Annotated in this window: 15 protein-coding genes; 6 read left to right on the top strand and 9 right to left on the bottom strand. The window is 67.9% G+C overall.

What is annotated here, in order from left to right; translation table 11 throughout:
* Positions 1-107: 107 nt before the first annotated feature.
* Together N1027_RS08440 and N1027_RS08445 are read right to left on the bottom strand one after the other, a co-directional pair.
* Positions 108-887, bottom strand: coding sequence for a DNA-formamidopyrimidine glycosylase family protein (locus tag N1027_RS08440; RefSeq protein WP_259506916.1), 780 nt, complete (start codon positions 885-887; stop codon positions 108-110).
* The gene (locus tag N1027_RS08445; protein ID WP_259506917.1) at positions 880-5,754 is read right to left on the bottom strand and encodes an Lhr family ATP-dependent helicase; all 4,875 of its coding nucleotides are present in this window, start codon (positions 5,752-5,754) and stop codon (positions 880-882) included. The genes N1027_RS08440 and N1027_RS08445 overlap by 8 nt, the downstream gene beginning before the upstream one ends.
* A 107-nt stretch (positions 5,755-5,861) precedes the next feature.
* Between N1027_RS08445 and N1027_RS08450 the strand changes: the two genes are divergently transcribed.
* Positions 5,862-6,401 (top strand): NUDIX hydrolase family protein, encoded by a 540-nt coding sequence (locus N1027_RS08450; protein WP_259506918.1) that lies wholly within the window; start codon positions 5,862-5,864, stop codon positions 6,399-6,401.
* Between the two features lie 44 nt (positions 6,402-6,445).
* The gene (locus N1027_RS08455; RefSeq protein ID WP_504923084.1) at positions 6,446-7,021 is read left to right on the top strand and encodes a YdeI/OmpD-associated family protein; all 576 of its coding nucleotides are present in this window, start codon (positions 6,446-6,448) and stop codon (positions 7,019-7,021) included.
* Positions 7,022-7,153: 132 nt separating this feature from the next.
* Here the strand turns inward: N1027_RS08455 and N1027_RS08460 are convergent, their stop codons facing one another.
* From N1027_RS08460 to N1027_RS08470, 3 genes are all read right to left on the bottom strand, one after another.
* Entirely contained in the window at positions 7,154-8,770 is a 1,617-nt protein-coding gene (locus N1027_RS08460; RefSeq protein WP_259506920.1) for a DEAD/DEAH box helicase, read from the bottom strand.
* Positions 8,771-8,994: 224 nt separating this feature from the next.
* A complete protein-coding gene (locus N1027_RS08465; RefSeq protein WP_259506921.1) occupies positions 8,995-9,663 on the bottom strand; it encodes a DUF1684 domain-containing protein in 669 nt (222 codons plus the stop codon).
* Positions 9,660-10,193 carry a hypothetical protein gene (locus tag N1027_RS08470; protein ID WP_259506922.1) on the bottom strand — a complete coding sequence of 178 codons (534 nt, stop codon included), beginning with the start codon at positions 10,191-10,193 and terminating at the stop codon, positions 9,660-9,662. Before N1027_RS08470 ends, N1027_RS08465 begins: the two co-directional genes overlap by 4 nt.
* Before the next feature lie 59 nt (positions 10,194-10,252).
* On the opposite strand from N1027_RS08470, the gene N1027_RS08475 reads away from it, so the two are divergent.
* Complete coding sequence (locus N1027_RS08475) at positions 10,253-10,843, top strand: 2-phosphosulfolactate phosphatase (protein ID WP_259506924.1); 591 nt, start codon at positions 10,253-10,255, stop codon at positions 10,841-10,843.
* A 27-nt stretch (positions 10,844-10,870) separates the two neighbouring features.
* The gene (locus N1027_RS08480) at positions 10,871-11,173 is read left to right on the top strand and encodes a DUF427 domain-containing protein (RefSeq protein ID WP_259506925.1); all 303 of its coding nucleotides are present in this window, start codon (positions 10,871-10,873) and stop codon (positions 11,171-11,173) included.
* Positions 11,174-11,177: 4 nt separating this feature from the next.
* On the opposite strand, the gene N1027_RS08485 is transcribed toward N1027_RS08480, so the two are convergent.
* The 4 genes from N1027_RS08485 to N1027_RS08500 are packed head-to-tail and all read right to left on the bottom strand — an operon-like array spanning position 11,178 to position 14,302.
* The gene (locus tag N1027_RS08485; RefSeq protein WP_259506926.1) at positions 11,178-11,678 is read right to left on the bottom strand and encodes a SprT-like domain-containing protein; all 501 of its coding nucleotides are present in this window, start codon (positions 11,676-11,678) and stop codon (positions 11,178-11,180) included.
* Positions 11,679-11,687: 9 nt separating this feature from the next.
* Positions 11,688-12,260, bottom strand: coding sequence for a tetratricopeptide repeat protein (locus N1027_RS08490; RefSeq protein ID WP_259506928.1), 573 nt, complete (start codon positions 12,258-12,260; stop codon positions 11,688-11,690).
* A 21-nt stretch (positions 12,261-12,281) separates the two neighbouring features.
* Positions 12,282-13,451, bottom strand: coding sequence for a PQQ-dependent sugar dehydrogenase (locus N1027_RS08495; protein ID WP_259506929.1), 1,170 nt, complete (start codon positions 13,449-13,451; stop codon positions 12,282-12,284).
* Between the two features lie 23 nt (positions 13,452-13,474).
* Positions 13,475-14,302: a spermidine synthase gene (locus N1027_RS08500; protein ID WP_259506930.1), complete on the bottom strand. Its 828-nt coding sequence runs from the start codon at positions 14,300-14,302 to the stop codon at positions 13,475-13,477.
* Positions 14,303-14,621: 319 nt separating this feature from the next.
* Between N1027_RS08500 and rpoB the strand changes: the two genes are divergently transcribed.
* Positions 14,622-18,110, top strand: coding sequence for a DNA-directed RNA polymerase subunit beta (rpoB, locus tag N1027_RS08505; RefSeq protein ID WP_259506932.1), 3,489 nt, complete (start codon positions 14,622-14,624; stop codon positions 18,108-18,110).
* Positions 18,111-18,152: 42 nt separating this feature from the next.
* On the top strand, positions 18,153-22,031 hold the full coding sequence (locus N1027_RS08510; protein WP_259506943.1) for a DNA-directed RNA polymerase subunit beta': 3,879 nt from the start codon (positions 18,153-18,155) through the stop codon (positions 22,029-22,031).
* Positions 22,032-22,066: the final 35 nt, after the last annotated feature.

Genomic DNA, 22,066 nt, shown 5'->3' on the forward strand with positions numbered 1-22,066 from the left:
GGTGACGGCGAGGCCGCGTCAGCGACCTCACCGGAACATGTCGCGGAGCGCCGGGCAGGGACCGGCGCGACCCGTGGAGCGCGCGCGAAGCACGCGCCCCACGGCAACTAGCCCTGACACACAGGGCACCAATACGTCACCCGCTGCGACAGTTCGTTCGCCCCCAGCGACCCGCGGCGGATGCGCGTGCCGCAGCGTCGGCATGGTTGCCCGTCCCGCCCGTAGACCCAGGTCTGCCGCCCCGGGCGGAGGTCGCCGGTCGTGGTGCGTTCCACGCGGTCGCGGTTGGCCAGAATCAGCCGGTGCGCCAGCGCCACCACCCCGGGCAGGTCGCGCACCTCAGCCACCGGCCGGTGCGGCAGTATGCCTCGCAGGAAGCAGAGCTCGTTGGCGTAGACATTGCCGAGTCCTGCGAGATTGCTCTGGTCGAGCAGCGCGACATCGATTTCGCGGTCGCCTTTCACCGCCAGGCGCCGCACGGCTTCGTCGGGGTTCCAGTCCGCACCGAGCAGGTCGGGGCCGAGGTAGCCCACCACATCGTCTTCGCGCTCTCGTTCGATCACTTCGACGAGCCCGAGTTCGAAGCCCACCGTCACCCATTCCGTGTTCTCGAGCACGATCCGAGCCAGGTAGGCCGGCCGCCGCCAACGGGTGCCGTGACGGTAGATGTGCCACGACCCCTCCATCTTCAAATGGGTGTGGATGCTGTAGTCGCCCACCCGGGTGAGCAGGTGTTTGCCGCGCGAGACCACCCCCTCCACGGTCTCTCCGACCAGGTCGACGGATGCGTATTTCGGCACCCGCACGTCACTGACGGTGAGTGGACGACCGGCCAACGCCTGGTCGAGGTGTTGCGCGGTGCGAAAGACGGTATCGCCCTCAGGCACGCAGTCTCAGTCCTCTCGGCGTGCCGGTGAATCCGGCGGTCTCGAGGGCGCCTCCGACCGCGGTGCCGAGCACGAAGTCGCCGTTCACCCGTTCGACCGCGAGCCGGTCTACCCGGCCCGAGGTCACCGCCTGAGCGACCGATCGAGCCGCGATCTCGAGCACCGCGGAGTCGGTGCTGAAAGAGAGCGCGGTCTTTCCGCCGCGCTCGAGATAGAGCACGAGTTCCCCGTCGACCAGCGCCACCAGCGCGCCGGCCTTCCGGCCCGGCTTGTGGCCCTCGACACTCGGCCATGACAGTGCCGCGCCGAACGGGTTGGCCGGGTCGGTGGCCGCGAGGGTGAGCGCCTCGGGTGGCCGGTCGCGCCCGCTGTCGCGACCGACCGCATCCGGAGCGAACCCACGCAGACGGTCGACCGTGCCGCCCGTCGCGAACTGGGCGGCCCCCAGCGTCTCCACGAAGTAGCCCCGGCGGCAGCGCCCGCTCTCCTCGAACTGACTGAGCACCCGGTAGGCCAATGCGAAGCCGCCGGGGATGCGTTCGTTCACGACCGATCCGCGCGTCACGATGCCGTAGCGGTCGAGCAGCAGCTCGGCCGTCGCGTGCGCCCGGAGGGTCGGATCGCTGTTCGGCTCGGGCAGCAGCGACCAGCGGCCACCCGCGGTCGGCGGGCCGACCCGGGTCTGCATCGAGGCGCGGGCGAAGCCGCGGCCCCGGTACATCCGGGTGCGCGGAGCAGGCCGTTTCGTGCTGTGGCTCGACTTTCCGGAGCCGGTGAGCGTGCGGAGCGGCGCGACGGTGTCGTTCGTGACGTAGCCGGCCCACACGAGATCCCAGATGGCGCTCACGATGGTGGCGTCGTCGACCGCGACCGAACCGGACGGGAGTCCCGCCCCCGCGACGGCGGCGGCTGGATCGTTCGCCTCCGCCATCACGGCCCCCGCAACCTCGTCGGCCAGGGACCGGAAGAAGTACGCCCCGCCGCGGGAGAGCGCGGCGAGCAGGGCCCGGTGCACGGGCGTCTCATCGAGCTCCTCCGGTGGCGTCGACGACATCGGCAGGGTGTCGAGGGTGTGGAACGCGACCCATCCGTCGCTACCCGGCAGGCTCCCGCGCCCCGACCAGACCACCTCACCCGCGGCGGTCAGTTCGTCGAGCATGGCCGGGCTGTAGTCACGCACTCTCGCGGGCAGCACGAGGGTCTCCCATGCCGAGGCCGGAACCGGCACCCCGGCCAACTGCTCGATCACGGTGAGCACCCCGTCGGCCCCGCGAAGGCTCCCGCCCACGTGCTGCCAGGAGGGCAGGAAGCGCGCGAGCGTGGTGGTCGTCACCGGTTCGACCTCGTGCCGCAGCGCGGCGAGCGAACGGCTCCGCAGGCGCCGGAGCACCTCGGCGTCGCACCATTCGGTGCCGCCGGCCTGGCCCACGCGCGCGACGTCGGCGGCCAGGCCGCTCGGGCGGAACTCGCCCTCGATCACGCGCCGGTCGGCCGCCAGCCGGCGGAGCGCATCCGTCACCACCGAGACGCCGAGACCGAAGCGCTCGGCGACTTCGTGGGCGAGGAACGGCCCGTGCGTGCGGGCGTAGCGGCTCACCAGGTCGAGCACCGGATGCTCGACCGGTGCGATGAAGGCGTCGGGAACGCCGAAGGGAATCGGCACCCCGAGGGCGTCGCGCAACCGCCCCGCGTCTTCGATCGGCGCCCACCATTCGGTGCCGGCGAAGTTCACCCGCAGGGCACGGCGCGTGGTGAGCAACTCCTCGAGCGCACCCGCCACATCGAACTCGAGCGATCGCTCGCGCACCTCGGCCGTGGTGAGGGGTCCGAGCATCCGGAGCAGGTCGGCGACTCCCTCGACGTCTCGGGCGCGCCGGTCGGGTGCGAGACGTTGCAGTTCGCGCTGCGTGTCCTCGATCACTCCCGGGTCGAGGAGCTCCCGCAGCTCGGCCCGCCCGAGGAGCTCGGAGAGCAGGCTCGGATCGAGCGAGAGCGCCGCAGCCCGTCGCTCGGCGAGCGGACTGTCACCCTCGTAGACGAAGGAGGCGACGTAGCCGAAGAGCAGCGAGCGCGCGAACGGCGACGGTTCGCCCGACTCGGTCTCGACCACGCGGATGCGCCGCGCTTCGAGATCGCGCGCGATGCGCAGCAGGGCGGGCAAGTCGTAGACGTCTTGCAGACATTCGCGCACGGTCTCGAGGATGATCGGGAACGACGGGTACTTCCGCGCCACCTCGAGCAGCTGCGCCGAACGCTGCCTCTGTTGCCAGAGCGGCGACCGCTTGCCCGGGTTCTGCCGGGGCAGCAGTAATGCTCGAGCTGCGTTCTCGCGGAAGCGTGACGCGAAGAGCGCCGATCCGCCGACCTCGTCGGTCACGATCTGCTCGAGCTCCGTGGGGTCGAAGAGGAACAGTTCGGCCGTGGGCGGTTCGCTCTCGGTGTCGGGCAGCCGCACCACCACTCCGTCGTCGCTCGCCACCGCATTCGCGTCGACCCCGAGGCGCTCCCGGATTCGCGCGTTGATCGCGAGCGCCCACGGCGAGTGCACCTGCATGCCGAATGGGGAATGCAGGATGACGCGCCAGTCGCCCAGCTCGTCGCGGAACCGTTCGACCACCAGCGTCTTGTCGCTCGGAACGTGTCCGGTCGCCTCCCGCTGCTCGGTCACGAAGGCCACGAGGTTCGCGGCGGCCCAGGCATCGAGCCCTGCGCTCTCGGCGAGCTCGGCTGCGTCGTCGGGTGAAGCGGATGCGACGGTGCGCGTGAACTCACCGATCGCGGCTCCCAGCTCGGCGGGCCTGCCGAGGCCCTCTCCGCGCCAGAACGGCAGGCGTCCGGGTTGCCCGAACGCCGGCGTCACGAGCACCTGGTCGTGCGTGATCTCCTGGATGCGCCAACTCGTCGCCCCCAGGGCGAAGACGTCGCCGACGCGCGACTCGTAGACCATCTCCTCGTCGAGCTCCCCCACCCGGCGGCCCGGTGCGGAGCGGGCGCGGCCGGTCGACGGATCGGCATCCGTCGGCTCACCGCCCATCATGAAGACGCCGAAGAGCCCGCGGTCGGGGATGGTGCCACCGCTGGTCACCGCGAGACGCTGGGCGCCGGGGCGGCCGGTGAGGGTGCCCGCATCGCGGTCCCAGACAAGGCGGGGCCGCAGCCCGGCGAACTCGTCCGACGGGTACAGCCCCGCCAGCAGATCGAGCGTCGCGTTGTATGCCGAACGCGGCATGGAGCTGAACGAGGCGCTCCGACGCACCAGGTCGAACCACTCCTCGACGTCGATCGGTTCGAGGGCGCACGCGGCGACGGTCTGCTGCGCCAGAATGTCGAGCGGATTCGCCGGGATCGCCAACGTCTCGATCAGCCCCGCGGACATCCGGATCGATACCACAGCCGAGTGCAGCAGATCGGCACGATGCTTCGGGTAGAGCAGGCCCTTCGAGATCTCGCCCACCTGGTGGCCGGCGCGCCCGACGCGCTGCAGCCCGCTCGCGACCGAGGGCGGCGCCTCGACCTGGATGACCAGGTCGACGGCGCCCATGTCGATGCCGAGCTCGAGACTCGACGTCGCGACCACGCAGCGCAGCCGCCCGCTCTTCAAATCGTCTTCGATGAGGGCCCGCTGTTCCTTGCTCACAGAACCGTGGTGGGCGCGGGCGAGCACCGGCTCGGAGCCGGAGGTCTGGCCGGCCTGCCCCATCATCTGCGCGGGCGGGCGCGACACGGATGCCGGCGGCGAAGGGGTCGACGACGAGGCAGGCGGCGACAGGGCGGCCGAGGGCCCGGCGGCCGACGGCTGGGCGGCCGGCGGCCCTGCATCCGCACCGTCGGCTTCTTCGCCGTCGTTGTCGAACACGCTCTCGGCCTCGGAGTCGGTGTCGTCGAACGGCACCGGGATGACGGCGCCCTCGATCGGCTCCTCCCAGAGCTGTCGCCCCGCGTAGATCTCGTTCAGCCGGGCGGTCAGCCGCTCGGCGAGCCGCCGTGAGTTGGCGAAGACGATCGATGATCGGTGCTCGAGGATGCGGTCGACGATGTCTTCTTCGACGTGCGGCCAGATCGATCCCTGTTCAGGTGCGGAGGCGCCGGCAGCCGAACCCTCGAGCGACGACGCGGCCTCCGAGGGCGGGATCTGCGTCATGTCCTCAACCGGCATGATCACCTGAAGGTCGAACTTCTTGCTCGACGGCGGCGCCACGATGGTCACCGGCCGCCCGCCGGCCAGGAAGCGAGCCACTTCTTCGCGCGGCCGCACGGTCGCCGAGAGGCCGATCCGCTGGGCCGGCTGGGGAAGCAGTTGATCGAGCCGATCGAGGCTCACCGCGAGGTGCGCCCCGCGCTTCGTGGCGGCGACGGCGTGCACCTCGTCGACGATGACCGTCGTCACCGCCGCGAGCGACTCGCGGGCCGCCGACGTGAGCATGAGAAAGAGCGACTCCGGCGTCGTGATGAGGATGTCGGGGGGATTCTTCGCGAGGTTGCGCCGTTCGGCTGCCGGAGTGTCGCCCGAGCGTACGCCCACGGTGATCACCGGGGGAGCCGCGCCCATCCGCTTCGCCGTCTGCGTGATGCCCACGAGCGGAGACCGCAGGTTGCGTTCGACGTCGACCGCCAGCGCCTTGAGCGGCGAGACGTAGAGCACGGACGTGGAGCGGGGTTCGCCCGGAGTGATGGTGGAGGAGAGCCGGTCGATCGCCCAGAGGAACGCCGCCAGCGTCTTGCCCGAACCCGTCGGCGCGACGACGAGCGCGTGGTCTCCGCCGGACACCGCGTTCCACGCACCGGCCTGCGCCGCCGTCGGGGCCGCGAAGGCGCCGAGGAACCACTCGCGGGTCGCGGGAGAGAATCTGTCGAGCACGTCGCTCATGCCTCAATACTCACCCATGCCCCTGACATCGGCACCGCCTCTCGCCGTCGGCGTAATCGGGGGCCTGTCGCGCGCCCCGGCACCGGGTGAGCGGGTAAGAATGGACTATGAGCGTTCGCACCCCCGACCCCAACTCCGGCTGGCTGAGCGACAGTGAACTCGCAGAGATCCGGCAGCGCCTCCCGCTGCTCTACGTCGAGGCCGTGCCGGTGCGGGTCGACGGGCTCGGCCAGGTGGTCGAGGTCGGCGTTCTGCTCCGGGTCGGATCGAGCGGCACCATCACCCGCACGCTCGTCTCCGGCCGCGTGATGTACGGCGAGACCCTCCGAGACGCGCTCTTCCGCCACCTCGAGAAAGATCTCGGGCCGATGGCGTTCCCGCAGCTTCCGGCAAGTCCCGTGCCGTTCCAGGTGGCCGAGTACTTCCCGTTGCCGGGCGTCTCGACCTTCTACGACGAGCGTCAGCATGCGGTCTCGTTGGCCTACGTCGTGCCGGTCACGGGCACCTGCGAACCGCGGCAGGATGCGCTCGAGCTCACCTGGATGACCCCCCACGAAGCGGCCTCCGAAGCCATCTCGGCCGAGATGGAGGGCGGTCGGGGCAGCCTCCTGCGCTCGGCTCTGGCCTCTGTCGGACGTCTGCCCTAGCCTCGGAGTCATCCGACGGGAGGCGCATCATCGACGAACGCGACATCCACTACTTCGACGACGCCGCTGCCTGGGAGGCCTGGCTCGCCGAGAACTTCGACTCGTCAGACGGGGTGCGTCTCGCCATCGCCAAGAAGGGGAGTGCGCACACCACGGTGAGCCACCTCGAGGCGCTCGACGTGGCACTCTGTCACGGCTGGATCGACGCGCGCCGCAACTCCTTCGACGACGACTTCTTTCTGCAGACCTTCACCCCGCGGCGGTCCAAGAGCCTGTGGTCGCAGATCAACCGGGTGAAAGTCGCGACGCTGATCGAGGCGGGCCGGATGCGCGACGGCGGCTTCCGAGAGATCGAACGCGCGAAGGCTGACGGCCGGTGGGAGGCGGCGTACGCCTCATCGAAGAACATCGAAGTGCCCGACGACCTCGTCGCGGCACTCGACGCGAACCCCGAGGCGAAAGCGTTCTTCGCCACCCTCTCGAGCCAGAACCGCTACGCGATCCTGTTCCGCACCGTCAACGCCAAGCGCCACGAAACCCGCGCCCGCCGCATCGCGACCTTCGTGGCGCAACTCGCCCGCCACGAGACGGTCTACCCCCAGTCCCCACCCAAGCCCTGAGTGAGCCTCCGAATCGAGTGGGCACGATTCGTCGCACGAACGCGTCGATGGCGACAAATTGTGCCCACCCGATGACGCGAAACGGCCCGCCTCCGAGGAGACGGGCCGTTCGGGAGTGAAGCGGATGCGCGACTAGCGCGAGCGGCGACGGCCGCCGTTGCTGCCGGCCGAGAACGACGCCGCCGACGAGCGCGGACGGTCGGAACCGGCCGAAGCCGCGCCGGAGCCGCCCTGGCCGCCACGGCGTCCGCCGCCCTCGCCGGAGCCCGAAGCCGGGCGATCGGTCGAGGTGCTGTAGAAGGAGCGGCTGCCGCCACCGGCGCTTCCGCCGTTGCCGCCGCGACCGCGGCCGCCCGCGCCCGAACCGGCACCCTGGCGCGAACCGGCGCCCTGACCCTGGCCTTCACCGTCGCGGCCGGCGCGCTTGCGCTGAGCGTTGGCGCCCTGTGAGCGCCCGCCACCGTTGCCGCCGTTGCCGCGACCGGAGCCGCCGCCCGACCCGCCACCGCGGCGCGGCTGCCCGGATGCCGGGAGCGCGTTCGTGGTGCGCGGCGCCGGCTTCACATAAGCGGCGACCTCACCGGTGAGCGCGTTGACCGACGCGGAGTCGGCGTTCACGGCCTCGGGGGTGACGTTGATGGCTGCCTTGCGGAGCAGATCCTTCACGTCCTTGCGCTGCGCGGGCAGCATGATGGTGACGACGTCACCGGCCGAGCCGGCGCGAGCCGTGCGGCCCGAGCGGTGCAGGTATGCCTTGTGCTCCGCCGGCGGGTCGACATGGATGACGAGTTCGATGTCGTCGACGTGAACACCGCGGGCCGCGACATCCGTGGCCACGAGAACGCGCACGGTGCCGGCCGAGAAAGCGGCGAGGTTGCGGTCGCGCGCCACCTGAGAGAGGTTGCCGTGCAGGTCGACCGAGGGGATGCCGGCATCCGTCAGCTGCTTCGCGAGCTTCTTGGCGTGGTGCTTGGTACGCATGAACAGGATGCGGCGGCCGGTGCCCGAGGCGAGCTTCTCGACGAGAACGCGCTTCGACTCGACCGACTCGGTCTCGAACACGTGATGGGTCATGGCGGCGACGGGGGAGTTGGCCTCGTCGACCGAGTGCAGCACCTCGTTGTGGAGGAACTTGCGCACCAGCTTGTCCACGCCGTTGTCGAGCGTGGCGGAGAAGAGCAGACGCTGACCCGACTGCGGGGTCTTGTCGAGGATGCGGGTGACGACGGGCAGGAAGCCCAGGTCGGCCATGTGGTCGGCCTCGTCGAGCACGGTGATCTCCACGGCGTCGAGCGACACGAAGCCCTGCTTCATGAGGTCTTCGAGGCGGCCCGGGCAGGCCACGACGATGTCGACGCCGGCCTTCAGGGCAGTGACCTGACGGCCCTGCGAGACGCCTCCGAAGATGGTGGTGGTGGTCATGTTGTAGACCTTGGCGAGCGGCGCGAGCACCGCGTCGATCTGGGTGGCGAGCTCGCGGGTCGGGGCGAGGATGAGGCCGACGGGGTGGCCCGGGCGGCGCTTGCCACCGGCGAGCTGGCCCGCGAGACGGGCGACCATCGGGATGGAGAAGGCCAGGGTCTTGCCGGAGCCGGTCTTTCCGCGGCCGAGAACGTCGCGACCGTTGAGCGTGTCGGGAAGCGTGTCGACCTGGATGGGGAAGGGCTCGACGATGCCGCTCGCGGTGAGCGAGGCGACGAGGGGAGCGGGCACGCCGAGCGCGCCGAAGGATGAGGGGGTGTTGGACAACGTGGTGCCTTTCAGGCATCAGTCCGGTGCGCACAGCTGGAAAGAAGGCTCACTCGGATGTTTGGCGAACGCACCGACGGTGCATCCGTTCGCCGCAAGAAGTATCTGCAATTGATCCGCCCCGCCGGTCTCAGCGATGCTGACGGCGGTTCCTGAATCAGAGTGAAGAGGGAGCGTTCTTTCGACGCACGGGACTCTCAATCGAGCCCTCGAGTGACTTCAGTCTAGTGCACGTCTCCCGGGTAGCTCTCACCGACGGGTATTTGCACAGGCACGCGGTTGCCCGGTTGGGCCAGCGGGCAGGCCCAGGCCGGGTCGTAGGCGCAGGAGGGGTTGTAGGCGAAGTTGAAGTCGAGCACGAGGGTCGAGGTGCTGCCGACGCCCAGCACGACGTTCTGGTCGAGGCTTGCGCCCTTGACGGTGTCGACGAGGTAGCGGCCGCCGCCGTAGGTGCCGTCCCGCTTGCCGGCCCGCGCATCTTTCACGGGCACGAAGAGGCCGCCGCCGTAGGAGGTCAGGCGCCAGACGTCCAGCGTGCCCACGCCCTCGAGGCGCGCGATGCCGAGCAGGTCGAACGGCACGACTCCGTCTGTTCCGGTCTCGAAGTCGAAATGCCGGGGACGCGGGTCGTCGTCGGCCACTTCTTCGATCTCGACCTCGAAGCTCCAGGCGGGGTCGTAAGGCGCGATCGGCAGGCCGCCGAAGCCCTCGAGGTCTTCAGGGAGAAGCGGGGAGGCCGGATGCAGCCGGAACAGGTCGTCGCGCGCCTCGCGCCAGAATTCATGGGCTTCGACGGCATCCACTCCGCGCAGGCGGCGCACCTCTTCGTAGAGGCTGAACACGCGCCGGCGCCAATCGGCCGTCTCGAGTGCGGTCGTGGCGCGTGCGTTCATGTCTTGTCCTCCACAGATGTCTCCTCCTGCACAAGTTCTGGTGCGGGAAAGTCGTAGGCCCAGCTGGGCGCGAGGGCTCGCAGCTTGCGACCGCGCCACTGCCAGAACGCCCAGAGGCTGTACCAGGCGATGGGGGTGATCAGGCCCGCCTTCACGATCAGCTGGTCGCGGTAGAGCGTCTTCCCGGTGCCGGCCGGATCGGGTGACACGGCCATCCGGTGATCCCAGAGCCGGATGGCGCTGACCGCTCCGGTCACGCCCTGACCCGAGTCGTGCAGGATGCGCACGTCACCGCGCTGCGCGGATTCGAAGGTGAGCCGGATGATCTGCTTGCCCATCGGGATCACCCCGCCTCCGCGCATGACGACCGGATGCTGACCCGGCTCCCACACGGTCGGGAAGCCGTCGGCCGCGAGCGATTCGATCTCCACCAGAGGGCTCGACACCTCGCGAAAAACGGCGGGACTCCGGATGGCGCGCCACGCCGCATCAGGGTCGCAGTCGAGGATCATCTTCAGCAGCACGCGCACCTCCCCAGTCTCTCCCGGTCGGTTCGCTCGGCCAAGCTCCGGACTCGTAAAATCGACGGATGCACAGCCAGACCGATGCCGCCGCTCCCGTTCCCGTCGCCCCGCACAACTCGCAGGCGCGTTATCAGGTGCGGTTGCACATCGGAGTGCCGATGTCCGATCCGGCCACGATCGCTGCGCTGGTCGCTGACGCGCACGTCGTGGTGTTCGCCGACGCGCTTCGGGAGGAGGAGAGCGCAACGACCCTCTCGTCAGGCGTTCGTGACGCTCTCGTCCTCCCGAGCGACTTCCGGGTGCGCACCGCGGTCGCGCGCGCCGTGCTCGAGGAACAGGCGCGGCGGGGCGACCGGGCGATGGTCGCAATCGTCACGCCGGCCCGAGCCGACGGCCAGTTCGCGGTCGAGGACTTCCTCGTGGCGGGCGCCATCGTCGACGCCCTCGCGTCGCTCGGCATCGACTTCTCCTCGCCCGAGGCAGCCGCGGCCTGCGCGGCCTTCACCACCCTCCGGGGAGCGGTCGGGCACCTGGTCTCGGCGTCAGCGGCCGGTCAGGAATGGATCGCGCAAGGCCGCGCCGCCGAGGTCGCCGCCGCATGCGCGATCGACAGCTCGGATCGGATCGACAGCCCCCACGCCGCGCACAAGGCGTAGCGTTGAGGTGACATTGGAGGTCACCATATGAAGGCAGTCCTGGGCGGCACCGTCATCGCCGAAGCACCCAAAGAAGACCTGATCGCGATCGAGGGCAACTGGTACTTCCCGCCCTCGAGCGTCAACGCCGAGCTGCTCGAGAAGAGCCCCACTCCCTATACCTGCCCCTGGAAAGGCGAGTGCCAGTACTTCAACGTGAAGGACGGCACCGCGTCGCTGCAGGATCGGGCGTGGACCTACCCGCACCCCTACCCCACCGCGTTCGACCGCGTGGGCAAGGACTTCACCAACTACGTCGCCTTCTGGAAAGAGGTCCAGGTCACCGACTAGTTGCTCAGGCGGAGCGCTGCGCCGTGCGCACGGCGCTCCGCCGGACACCGGCGACGTCGCGACGCGTCCAGGTGATGAGGTGCGCCGAGCTGAAGCCGCGCGCGCAGAGGCTGCAGGAGAGCCGTGACGACGGCCGGCGGTGTCGATAGAACTCGTGGCCGGCCGGGCAGCGTCCCACCCACGGTGCCAGTTCGTCGGCGCGCGTGCCGTCGTGCAGCCGCGACCCCTCGTAGCCGATCGATCGTGCGAGCTCCACCCAGCGCGGCCCGTGGGCGGCAGACGACCCGGCCAGCGCGTGCGCGACCTCGTGCAGCAAGATCTGGTGGATCTCGTCGTCCTCATACCGCGCCGCCAAGTATCGCGACACCGTGATGCGATGCGCCGTGTAGTTGCACTGCCCGGCGCGCGTCTTCGCGTTGTCGAAACCGAACGACCACACCCGGGCGTCCAGATGCAAGGCGATCAGGGCGTTCGCCCAGGTCGTCACTCGCAGAAGATCAGCCACCGCAGAAGCCTACGACGAAAGGAATGATTCGGTCACGGCGACCGCCACCAGCGAGCTCTCCAGCTGGTCGATGGATGCGCCGAGTCGCTCCATCAGAAAGACCGCGGCCTTGAAGTCCGTCAGCGCCGGCTCGAACTCCCTCATCTCGAAGTGCACTTTGCCGCGGCTCAGTGTGGCGGTGGCTTCGAGGGAACCCCACTCGTGGGTCTGCGCCTCTTCGACGCAGAGGCTCAACTCCTGCAGCGCGGCCGTGTACTTGCCCTGATACTGCTGCACCTGCGCCCGACGGATGCGCGCCCCCAGCGCCTGCTCCCGGTCACCCGAGAAGCGCGCCTGCCGCACCGCTTCGTTCGCGATGACGAAGGCGTCGTCGAGTTGCCCGCTGAGGCGCAGCAGAACGACCTTCTCGTTGAGTGCGGAGAGGCTCCGGAGCTTGCCGAGTTCCTCGAGCCGCTCGCTCACGGCGTCGAGATCGACCTTCTCGCGAAGGGTGGTCATGTCGTAACCGGTGATGATGCTCAGTTCGTGCTCCAGGGGCTGTGTCGGGGTTTCGGGTCCCGTCGCGTCAAGGGTACTTGCCACTCCCCGATCGGGGGTGGCGACTCACCCCGCCGGCACCAGATTCACTTGGTACAACACGTCGTCGCCGGGTCGGGGCGAGCCGCGCCCATCCGTGTTGTTCGTGAGCAGGTACACCGTCGACCCGGGCCCGCGCACCACGTCTCGCAGTCGGCCGAGCTGGCCGCCGCCGTACCATTCGGCCGACGCGCCGTCGAAACCGACCGTCCAGAGGCGTTCGCCGCCGAGCCCGGCCATGAAGATCGTGTCGCCCACCACGGCGATCCCCGACGGCGACGCATCGTCGGTCGGCCACTGCGCGATCGGGTCGACCAGCGCAGGATCGCCTGCGAGGCCCTCGACGATCGGCCACCCGTAGTTCGCTCCGGGGGTGATGCGGTTCATCTCGTCCCAGGTGTCCTGCCCGAACTCGGCAGCCCACATCGTGCCGTCGGCGGCCCAGGCGATCCCTTGCGGGTTGCGATGCCCAAGCGTCCAGACCGGCGACCCGGGGAACGGGTTGTCCGCAGGCACCGCCCCGGTCGGTGTGAGCCGCAGGATCTTGCCCCCGAGCGAGTCGAGAGTCTGCGCGTTCGACCCGGTGCTGGCATCTCCGGCCGTGATGTAGAGCATCCCGTCCGGCCCGAACGCCATCCGCCCGCCGTCGTGGTTCGACGCTTTGGGTATCCCGCTCAGCACGACTTCGGGTGCACCCAGGGTGTGGGCTCCCGCGGCGCCGGCCAGCGGCATCCGCATCACCCGGTTGTCGCCGGCGGAGGTGAAGTAGGCGTACAGATAGCTTCCGGATGCGTCTTCCAGCGCTGCGAGGCCGAGGAGTCCGCCTTCTCCCGCGGCCACGACCCCCGGAACAGTCGTGAGAGGCACGGCGGCAGCGCCGACGATCTCGGCGATCACGCCGGTGTCGCGCTCACTCACGATCAACGACCCGTCGGCCAAACGCGCGATCGACCACGGAGCGGCCAGGTTCGACGCGATCACCACGGGATCGCCCGACGGCACCAGGGGTCCGAGATCTTCGACGGGCGCGGCCGTCGGCGTCGGAGTGGGTGACCGTGAGGGCGAGGCGGAGGGCGTCGGAGAAGCCGTCGACACCACCGAGGCCCTCGGTGCCGCCGTGGGCTCCCCGCTGCAGGCTGCGAGGAACAGCGCCGCGACCGCGGCGACGGATGCCCCGACACCGGTTCGAGTGCGCATCCGATCGTCGTCCTTCCGTCGCCCTAGGTCGTCTTCTTCCGGTCTACCTGGAAAATGCTCCGAGCGGGAGCCGGAGACGGCGTCGACGTCTGATCGGTCGACACCGGGGCGCCGGCGATGAAGTTGCGCAATTCCCGCCCCGCGACGACTTTCGCCGGCACCGGATCTCCGGCGACGAGCCGCGGCAGCCCCTCGAACGGCAGGGGAGCGGATGACGCGAACGCCACGACGTTGCCGAACCGCCGTGCCTTCAGCATCTGCGGATCGACGACCAGTGCCACCTCAGCGAACACGTGCGACAGCGTGGCTGCCTGGCTCCGTGCGAAGGCCAGCCCAGCGCCGTCGGCCACGTTCACGGCCACGATCCCGGAGGGCGAGAGGACGCCCGCCACGGCCTCGTAGAACTCCGCGCTCGTGACGTGGGCCGGCGTCCGGGCGCCGGCGAACACGTCGACGATCACGACGTCGACGGTTCCGCGGAGCCCCGGCGGGAACTTCGACAGAACCTCACGAGCATCCCCGTGCCGCACCCGGATGCTCGCCGAACGCGGGAGCGGAAGGTGCGTCCGCACGAACTCGACCAGCGCGCTGTCGATCTCCACCACCTGCTGACGGGAACCGGGTCGCGTCGCCTCGACGTAGCGGGGGAGCGTGAACGCACCGCCTCCCAGGTGAGCCGCCGTGATGGGCGCACCGGGTGGGGCGACGAGGTCGATGCCGTGCCCGATCCGCCGCACGTATTCGAACGAGAGGTAACCGGGATCGTCGAGGTCGACGTGCGATTGAGGGGTGCCGTCGACGACGAGAATCCGGGAGCCCGGCCGGTAACGATCGTCTTCGATCGCGGCCATCAACCCGTCCTGGAGTCGCACCGAGGGGTGCGAGGGTGGAGGCGATCCGGTGTGCTTCACGCGGTTATACCTGAGAATTCCGAACTGGTCAAGGAAACGACTGGACAGGCGTGTCGCAAACACCTATAGTGGTTCTTTGCGCTCCCAGAAAACCCATGCCTTCATATTGTGGTCGGCAGCCGCGCGGACAGGTTCCACACCATACCGTGCAGCAACACTCTAGAACCATATTGCGGGTTCAGACCATGTCTGCGGAGTTCTCGTCACCACTCGACCGTAAGTAACACAAGGCCCGACGGGGCCCACGGAGGTTATTTCCTTGGCTGCTGCGCGCAACGCAACCACCAATTCACCCAAGAACGGTCGGGCCGCATCGCGGCTCTCGTTCGCCAAGATCACCGACACGCTGACGGTTCCCGATCTGCTCGCTCTGCAGACCGAGAGCTTTGACTGGCTGGTCGGGAACGACGTGTGGAAGGCACGCGTCGCCGAAGCCAAGGCCGCTGGTCGTCAAGACCTGCCGAGCCACTCGGGTCTCGATGAGATCTTCGAGGAGATCTCTCCGATCGAAGACCTCGGCGAGACCATGCAGCTCAGCTTCACCAGCCCGTTCCTGGAGCCGGAGAAGTACACCATCGACGAGTGCAAGGAGCGCGGCAAGACCTACGCGGCTCCCCTCTACGTCGAGGCCGAGTTCATGAACCACCAGACCGGTGAGATCAAGACCCAGACGGTCTTCATGGGCGACTTCCCGCTCATGACCGAAAAGGGAACGTTCATCATCAACGGCACCGAGCGTGTCGTCGTGTCGCAGCTGGTCCGTTCTCCCGGCGTGTACTTCGAGCGCACCCCTGAGAAGACCTCCGACAAGGACATCTACTCGGCCCGCATCATCCCGAGCCGCGGTGCCTGGCTCGAGTTCGAGATCGACAAGCGCGACCAGGTCGGCGTTCGCATCGACCGCAAGCGCAAGCAGTCGGTGACCGTCTTCCTCAAGGCCCTCGGCCTCACGAGCGAAGAGATCCTCGAGGAGTTCAAGGGTTACGCCTCCATCGAGGCCACTCTCGAGAAGGACTCCATCCTCACCAAGGAGGAGGCTCTCAAGGACATCTACCGCAAGCTCCGTCCGGGCGAGCAGGTCGCCGCCGAGGCCGCGCGTGCGCTCCTCGACAACTTCTACTTCAACCCGAAGCGTTACGACCTGGCGAAGGTGGGTCGTTACAAGATCAACCGCAAGCTCGGTATCGACGCCCCGCTGAGCGACTCGGTTCTCACGAACCAGGACATCATCGCGACGATCAAGTACCTGGTGGCGCTGCACGACAACCAGACCACGCTGAACGGCGTGCGCGACGGCAAGCCGGTCGAGATCCGTCTCGACGTCGACGACATCGACCACTTCGGCAACCGCCGCATCCGCGCGGTCGGCGAGCTCATCCAGAACCAGGTCCGCACCGGTCTGTCCCGCATGGAGCGCGTCGTTCGCGAGCGCATGACCACGCAGGACATCGAGGCCATCACACCGCAGACCCTGATCAACGTGCGCCCTGTCGTCGCCGCGATCAAGGAGTTCTTCGGAACGAGCCAGCTGTCGCAGTTCATGGACCAGAACAACCCCCTCGCGGGTCTGACGCACAAGCGTCGCCTTTCCGCGCTGGGCCCGGGTGGTCTGAGCCGTGAGCGTGCCGGCGTCGAGGTGCGAGACGTTCACCCCTCGCACTACGGCCGCATGTGCCCGATCGAGACCCCTGAAGGCCCGAACATCGGCCTGATCGGTTCGCTCGCATCGTTCGCGCGAATCAACTCCTTCGGTTTCATCGAGACCCCCTACCGTCGCGTCGTCGACGGTGTGGTCACAGCGAACATCGACTACCTGACCGCGTCGGAGGAAGACGAGTACATCGTCGCCCAGGCCAACGCGCCGCTCACGGCCGACGCCAAGTTCGCCGAGCCCCGCGTGCTCGCCCGTAAGAAGGGCGGAGAGGTCGACCTCTTCCCGCACGAGGACATCGGCTACATGGATGTCTCGCCGCGCCAGATGGTGTCGGTCGCGACGTCGCTCATCCCGTTCCTCGAGCACGACGACGCGAACCGCGCCCTCATGGGTGCGAACATGCAGCGTCAGGCCGTGCCGCTGCTCCGTTCGGAGTCGCCGCTGGTCGGAACCGGTATGGAGGGCTTCGCCGCCATCGACGCCGGAGACGTGGTCACCGCGAACGCCGCCGGTGTGGTGCAGGAGGTCTCCGCCGACTCCGTCACCGTGCTGCTCGACGACGCCGGAACCGAGACCTACTACCTGCGCAAGTTCGACCGCTCCAACCAGGGCACGTCGTACAACAACCGCGTCATCGTCGCCGAAGGCGAGCGGATCGAAGCGGGTCAGGTTATCGCCGATGGCCCGGCCACCGAGAACGGCGAGCTCGCGCTCGGCAAGAACCTCCTCGTGGCGTTCATGCCGTGGGAGGGTCACAACTTCGAAGACGCGATCATCCTGAGCCAGAACCTGGTGAAGGACGACGTGCTCTCCTCGATTCACATCGAAGAGTACGAAGTGGATGCCCGCGACACCAAGCTCGGTAAAGAGGAGATCACCCGTGACCTCCCCAACGTGAGCCCGGAGCTGCTGGCCGACCTCGACGAGCGCGGAATCATCCGCATCGGCGCCGAGGTTCGCCCCGGCGACATCCTGGTGGGCAAGGTCACGCCGAAGGGTGAGACCGAGCTCTCCGCCGAGGAGCGCCTGCTGCGCGCCATCTTCAACGAGAAGTCCCGCGAGGTTCGTGACACGAGCCTCAAGGTGCCCCACGGTGAAGAGGGAACGATCATCGACATCAAGGAGTTCTCGGCCGAGAACGACGACGAGCTCGGCTCGGGCGTCAACCAGCGTGTCGTGGTCTACATCGCCCAGAAGCGCAAGATCACCGCGGGCGACAAGCTCGCCGGCCGTCACGGCAACAAGGGTGTCATCTCGAAGATCCTCCCGGTCGAAGACATGCCCTTCCTCGCCGACGGAACTCCGGTCGACATCGTGCTCAACCCGATGGGTATCCCGGGCCGCATGAACTTCGGTCAGGTTCTCGAGACCCACCTCGGGTGGATCGCGAAGCAGGGCTGGGACGTCGACGGCAAGGCCAAGTGGGCTGCGAACCTTCCGGTGGAGGCCCGTTCGGCCGCCCCGGGCACGAAGGTCGCCACCCCGGTGTTCGACGGTGCATCCGAGGAAGAGATCGCGGGTCTGCTCGACTCGACGACGCTCACCCGCGACGGCGAGCGTCTGATCGGGTCCTCCGGTAAGACGCAGCTCTTCGACGGCCGCTCCGGCGAGCCGTACCCGGAGCCCGTCTCGGTCGGCTACATGTACATCCTGAAGCTGCACCACCTGGTCGACGACAAGATCCACGCGCGTTCGACCGGACCGTACTCGATGATCACGCAGCAGCCGCTGGGTGGTAAGGCGCAGTTCGGTGGACAGCGTTTCGGTGAGATGGAGGTGTGGGCGCTCGAAGCTTATGGCGCGGCGTACGCACTGCAGGAGCTCCTGACCATCAAGTCCGACGACATCCTGGGCCGCGTCAAGGTCTACGAGGCGATCGTCAAGGGTGAGAACATCCAGGAGCCGGGCATCCCGGAGTCCTTCAAGGTGCTCATCAAGGAGATGCAGTCGCTCTGCCTGAACGTCGAGGTGCTCTCGGCCGACGGCACCGCGGTCAGCCTGCGCGACACGGACGACGAGGTCTTCCGTGCCGCTGAAGAGCTCGGCATCAACATCTCCAGCCGCTTCGAGTCGTCGTCCATCGACGACATCTGAGCCGGCAACCACTAGAAGACTTTTTCCAGGAGAGAAGGAAAATTGCTCGACGTAACAACTTTTGATGAGCTGCGGATCGGCCTCGCAACGGCCGACGACATCCGCAAGTGGTCGCACGGTGAGGTCAAGAAGCCCGAGACCATCAACTACCGCACGCTGAAGCCCGAGAAGGACGGCCTCTTCGGAGAGCAGATCTTCGGGCCGAGCCGTGACTGGGAGTGTTCCTGCGGCAAGTACAAGCGAGTGCGCTTCAAGGGCATCGTCTGCGAGCGCTGCGGCGTGGAGGTCACCAAGAGCTCCGTCCGTCGTGAGCGCATGGGCCACATCGAGCTCGCCGCTCCGGTCACCCACATCTGGTACTTCAAGGGCGTTCCCTCGCGCTTGGGCTACCTGCTCGACATGGCGCCGAAAGACCTCGAGAAGGTCATCTACTTCGCCGCGTACATGATCATCTCGGTCGACGAAGACGGTCGCCACGCCGACATGCCGGGCCTCGAGAACGAGCTGCGGCTCGAGATCAAGACCCTGTCCGACCAGCGTGACGTGCGCATCGCCGAGCGTCTGACGCGCCTGGAGACCGACCTCGCCGAACTCGAGAACGAGGGCGCCAAGGCCGATCAGAAGCGCCGCACGAAGGATGGCGCCGAGAAGGAGATGGCCCAGGCCCGCAAGGCCTACGACGACCAGATCTCCCAGCTCGAGCGGGTGTGGGAAGACTTCCGCAACCTCAAGGTCGGCGAGCTCAAGCCGGAAGACGCGATCTTCCACGAGCTCCAGGACCGCTACGGGATGTACTTCGAGGCCTACATGGGCGCCGAGGCCATCAAGAAGCGCCTCGAGGCCTTCGACCTCGTCACCGAGGGCGAGAACCTGCGCCTGCAGATCTCGGAGGGCAAGGGTCAGAAGAAGATCCGCGCCATCAAGCGTCTGCGTGTCGTGAGCTCCTTCCTGGCCACCGGCAACTCGCCGGCCGCCATGGTGCTCGACGTGGTGCCGGTCATCCCGCCGGAGCTGCGCCCGATGGTGCAGCTCGACGGTGGCCGCTTCGCGACCAGTGACCTCAACGACCTCTACCGTCGTGTGATCAACCGCAACAACCGTCTGCGTCGTCTGCTCGACCTCGGGGCTCCCGAGATCATCGTGAACAACGAGAAGCGGATGCTGCAGGAGGCCGTCGACGCACTGTTCGACAACGGCCGCCGTGGTCGCCCCGTCACCGGAACCGGCAACCGCGCCCTGAAGTCCCTGAGCGACATGCTCAAGGGAAAGCAGGGTCGTTTCCGCCAGAACCTGCTGGGCAAGCGCGTCGACTACTCGGGTCGTTCGGTCATCATCGTCGGTCCGCAGCTGAAGCTGCACCAGTGCGGTCTGCCCAAGCAGATGGCTCTGGAGCTGTTCAAGCCGTTCGTGATCAAGCGCCTGATCGACCTGAGCCACGCTCAGAACATCAAGGCCGCGAAGCGCATGGTCGAGCGCAGCCGTCCGCAGGTGTGGGACGTGCTCGAGGAGATCATCCGCGAGCGCCCCGTTCTGCTGAACCGTGCACCGACGCTTCACCGTCTCGGCATCCAGGCCTTCGAGCCTCAGCTCGTGGAGGGCAAGGCGATCCAGCTGCACCCGCTCGTCTGCGCCGCGTTCAACGCGGACTTCGACGGTGACCAGATGGCCGTCCACCTTCCGCTGTCGGTCGAGGCCCAGGCCGAGGCCCGCATCCTGATGCTCGCGTCGAACAACATCCTGAAGCCGTCGGATGGCCGCCCGGTCACCCTGCCGACCCAGGACATGATCATCGGTCTGCACCACCTCACCACGATCAAGGAAGGGGCGCTCGGCGAAGGCCGCGCGTTCTCCTCGATCGCCGAGGCGATCCTGGCATTCGATCAGAAGACGCTCGACCTCAACGCCAACGTGCGCATCCGTCTCACCGACGTGCACTTCCACGATGAGGAGCGCCCCGAGGGCTACGTCGACGGCCCCGTGCTGGTCGACATCTCGCTCGGCCGCGCACTGTTCAACGAGGCCCTCCCGGCCGACTACCCGCTCACGCGGGACGTCGCCGACAAGGGGATGCTGTCCGGGATCGTCAACGATCTCGCTGAGCGCTACCCCAAGGTGGAGGTTGCTGCATCTCTCGACCGCATCAAGGACGCCGGTTTCTACTGGGCCACCCGCTCGGGTGTCACGGTAGCGCTCTCCGACATCCTGACTCCGCCGAACAAGCGCGAGATCGTGGCGGGCTACGAGAAGCAGGCCGCCAAGGTGCAGGGCCAGTTCGAGAAGGGTCTCACGACCGACCTCGAGCGTCGCCAGGAGCTCATCCAGATCTGGACGAAGGCCACCGAAGAGGTCGCGCAGGCCATGCGCGACAACTTCCCGAAGGACAACACCATCAACCGCATGGTGTCCTCCGGTGCTCGTGGTAACTGGCTGCAGATCCGCAACATCGCCGGTATGCGTGGACTCGTGAACAACCCGAAGGGTGAGATCATCCCTCGCCCGATCATCTCCTCGTACCGCGAGGGATTGTCGGTGGCGGAGTACTTCATCGCGACGCACGGTGCCCGTAAGGGTCTGGCCGACACGGCCCTCCGTACCGCCGACTCGGGTTACCTCACGCGTCGACTCGTCGACGTGTCGCAGGACGTCATCATCCGTGAGCCCGACTGTGGCACGTCGAGGGGTCTCGACCTCCCGATCGCCATCGAAGAGGCTCCGGGTGTCTGGGTTCGCGACGCCAACGTCGAGAACTCGGTCTACGCCCGCTCGCTCGCCGCTGACGCGGTGAACGAGAAGGGTGAGGTCGTGGCCGAGGCCGGAAGCGACGTCGGAGACGTTTTGATCGACAAGCTGGTCGCCGCGGGCGTGCGCAACATCAAGGTGCGCTCCGTGCTGACCTGCGAGTCGGCCGTCGGTGTCTGCGCGACCTGCTACGGCCGGTCGCTGGCCACCGGAAACCTCGTCGACATCGGAGAGGCCGTCGGCATCATCGCGGCCCAGTCGATCGGCGAGCCCGGAACCCAGCTCACGATGCGTACCTTCCACACCGGTGGATCGGCTTCGGCCGACGACATCACGCAGGGTCTTCCCCGTGTGCAGGAGCTCTTCGAGGCACGCACCCCCAAGGGTGCGTCGCCCATCGTCGAGGCCGCCGGTCGCGTCACCATCGAAGACACCGACCGCAGCCGCAAGGTGATCCTCACGCCCGACAACGGCGACGAGCCGATCGCGTACCCGGTGCTGAAGCGTGCCACCCTCCTCATCGAGGACGGGCAGCACGTGGAGCTCGGTGAGCAGCTCATCATCGGCGCCGTCGACCCGAAGGAAGTCCTTCGAGTCAAGGGCGTGCGCGAGGTGCAGAAGCACCTCGTGGGCGGTGTCCAGGGCGTCTACCGTTCGCAGGGTGTGCCGATCCACGACAAGCACATCGAGGTCATCGTCCGACAGATGCTCCGCAAGGTCACCGTCGTCGAGCACGGCGACACCGACCTGCTCCCCGGTGAGCTCGTCGACCGGTCGCGGTACACCGAGGTGAACCGCGCCACGCTCGCCGAGGGCAAGAAGCCCGCATCGGCTCGTCAGGAGGTCATGGGTATCACCAAGGCGTCCCTCGCGACCGAGTCGTGGCTGTCGGCCGCGTCATTCCAGGAGACCACGCGTGTTCTCACGCAGGCCGCCATGGAGGGCAAGTCCGACCCGCTGGTGGGCCTGAAGGAGAACGTGATCATCGGAAAGCTGATCCCGGCCGGAACCGGTCTCCAGAAGTACCGCAACGTCACCGTCGAGGCGACCGAAGAGGCCAAGGCCGAGCGCTACCCGAACCGCATCTTCACGGATGACTCGGTGTTCTCGGAGGCGGACCTGTCGTTCGTCGACTTCGATTCGTTCTCGAGCGACGACTACACACCGGGTACCTACAACTAGTAGGCGACCGCGAACCAGGAGGGCCCTCGCCGTTG

Origin of the sequence: Herbiconiux aconitum (assembly GCF_024979235.1) — a bacterium.
Lineage (GTDB): Bacteria > Actinomycetota > Actinomycetes > Actinomycetales > Microbacteriaceae > Herbiconiux > Herbiconiux aconitum.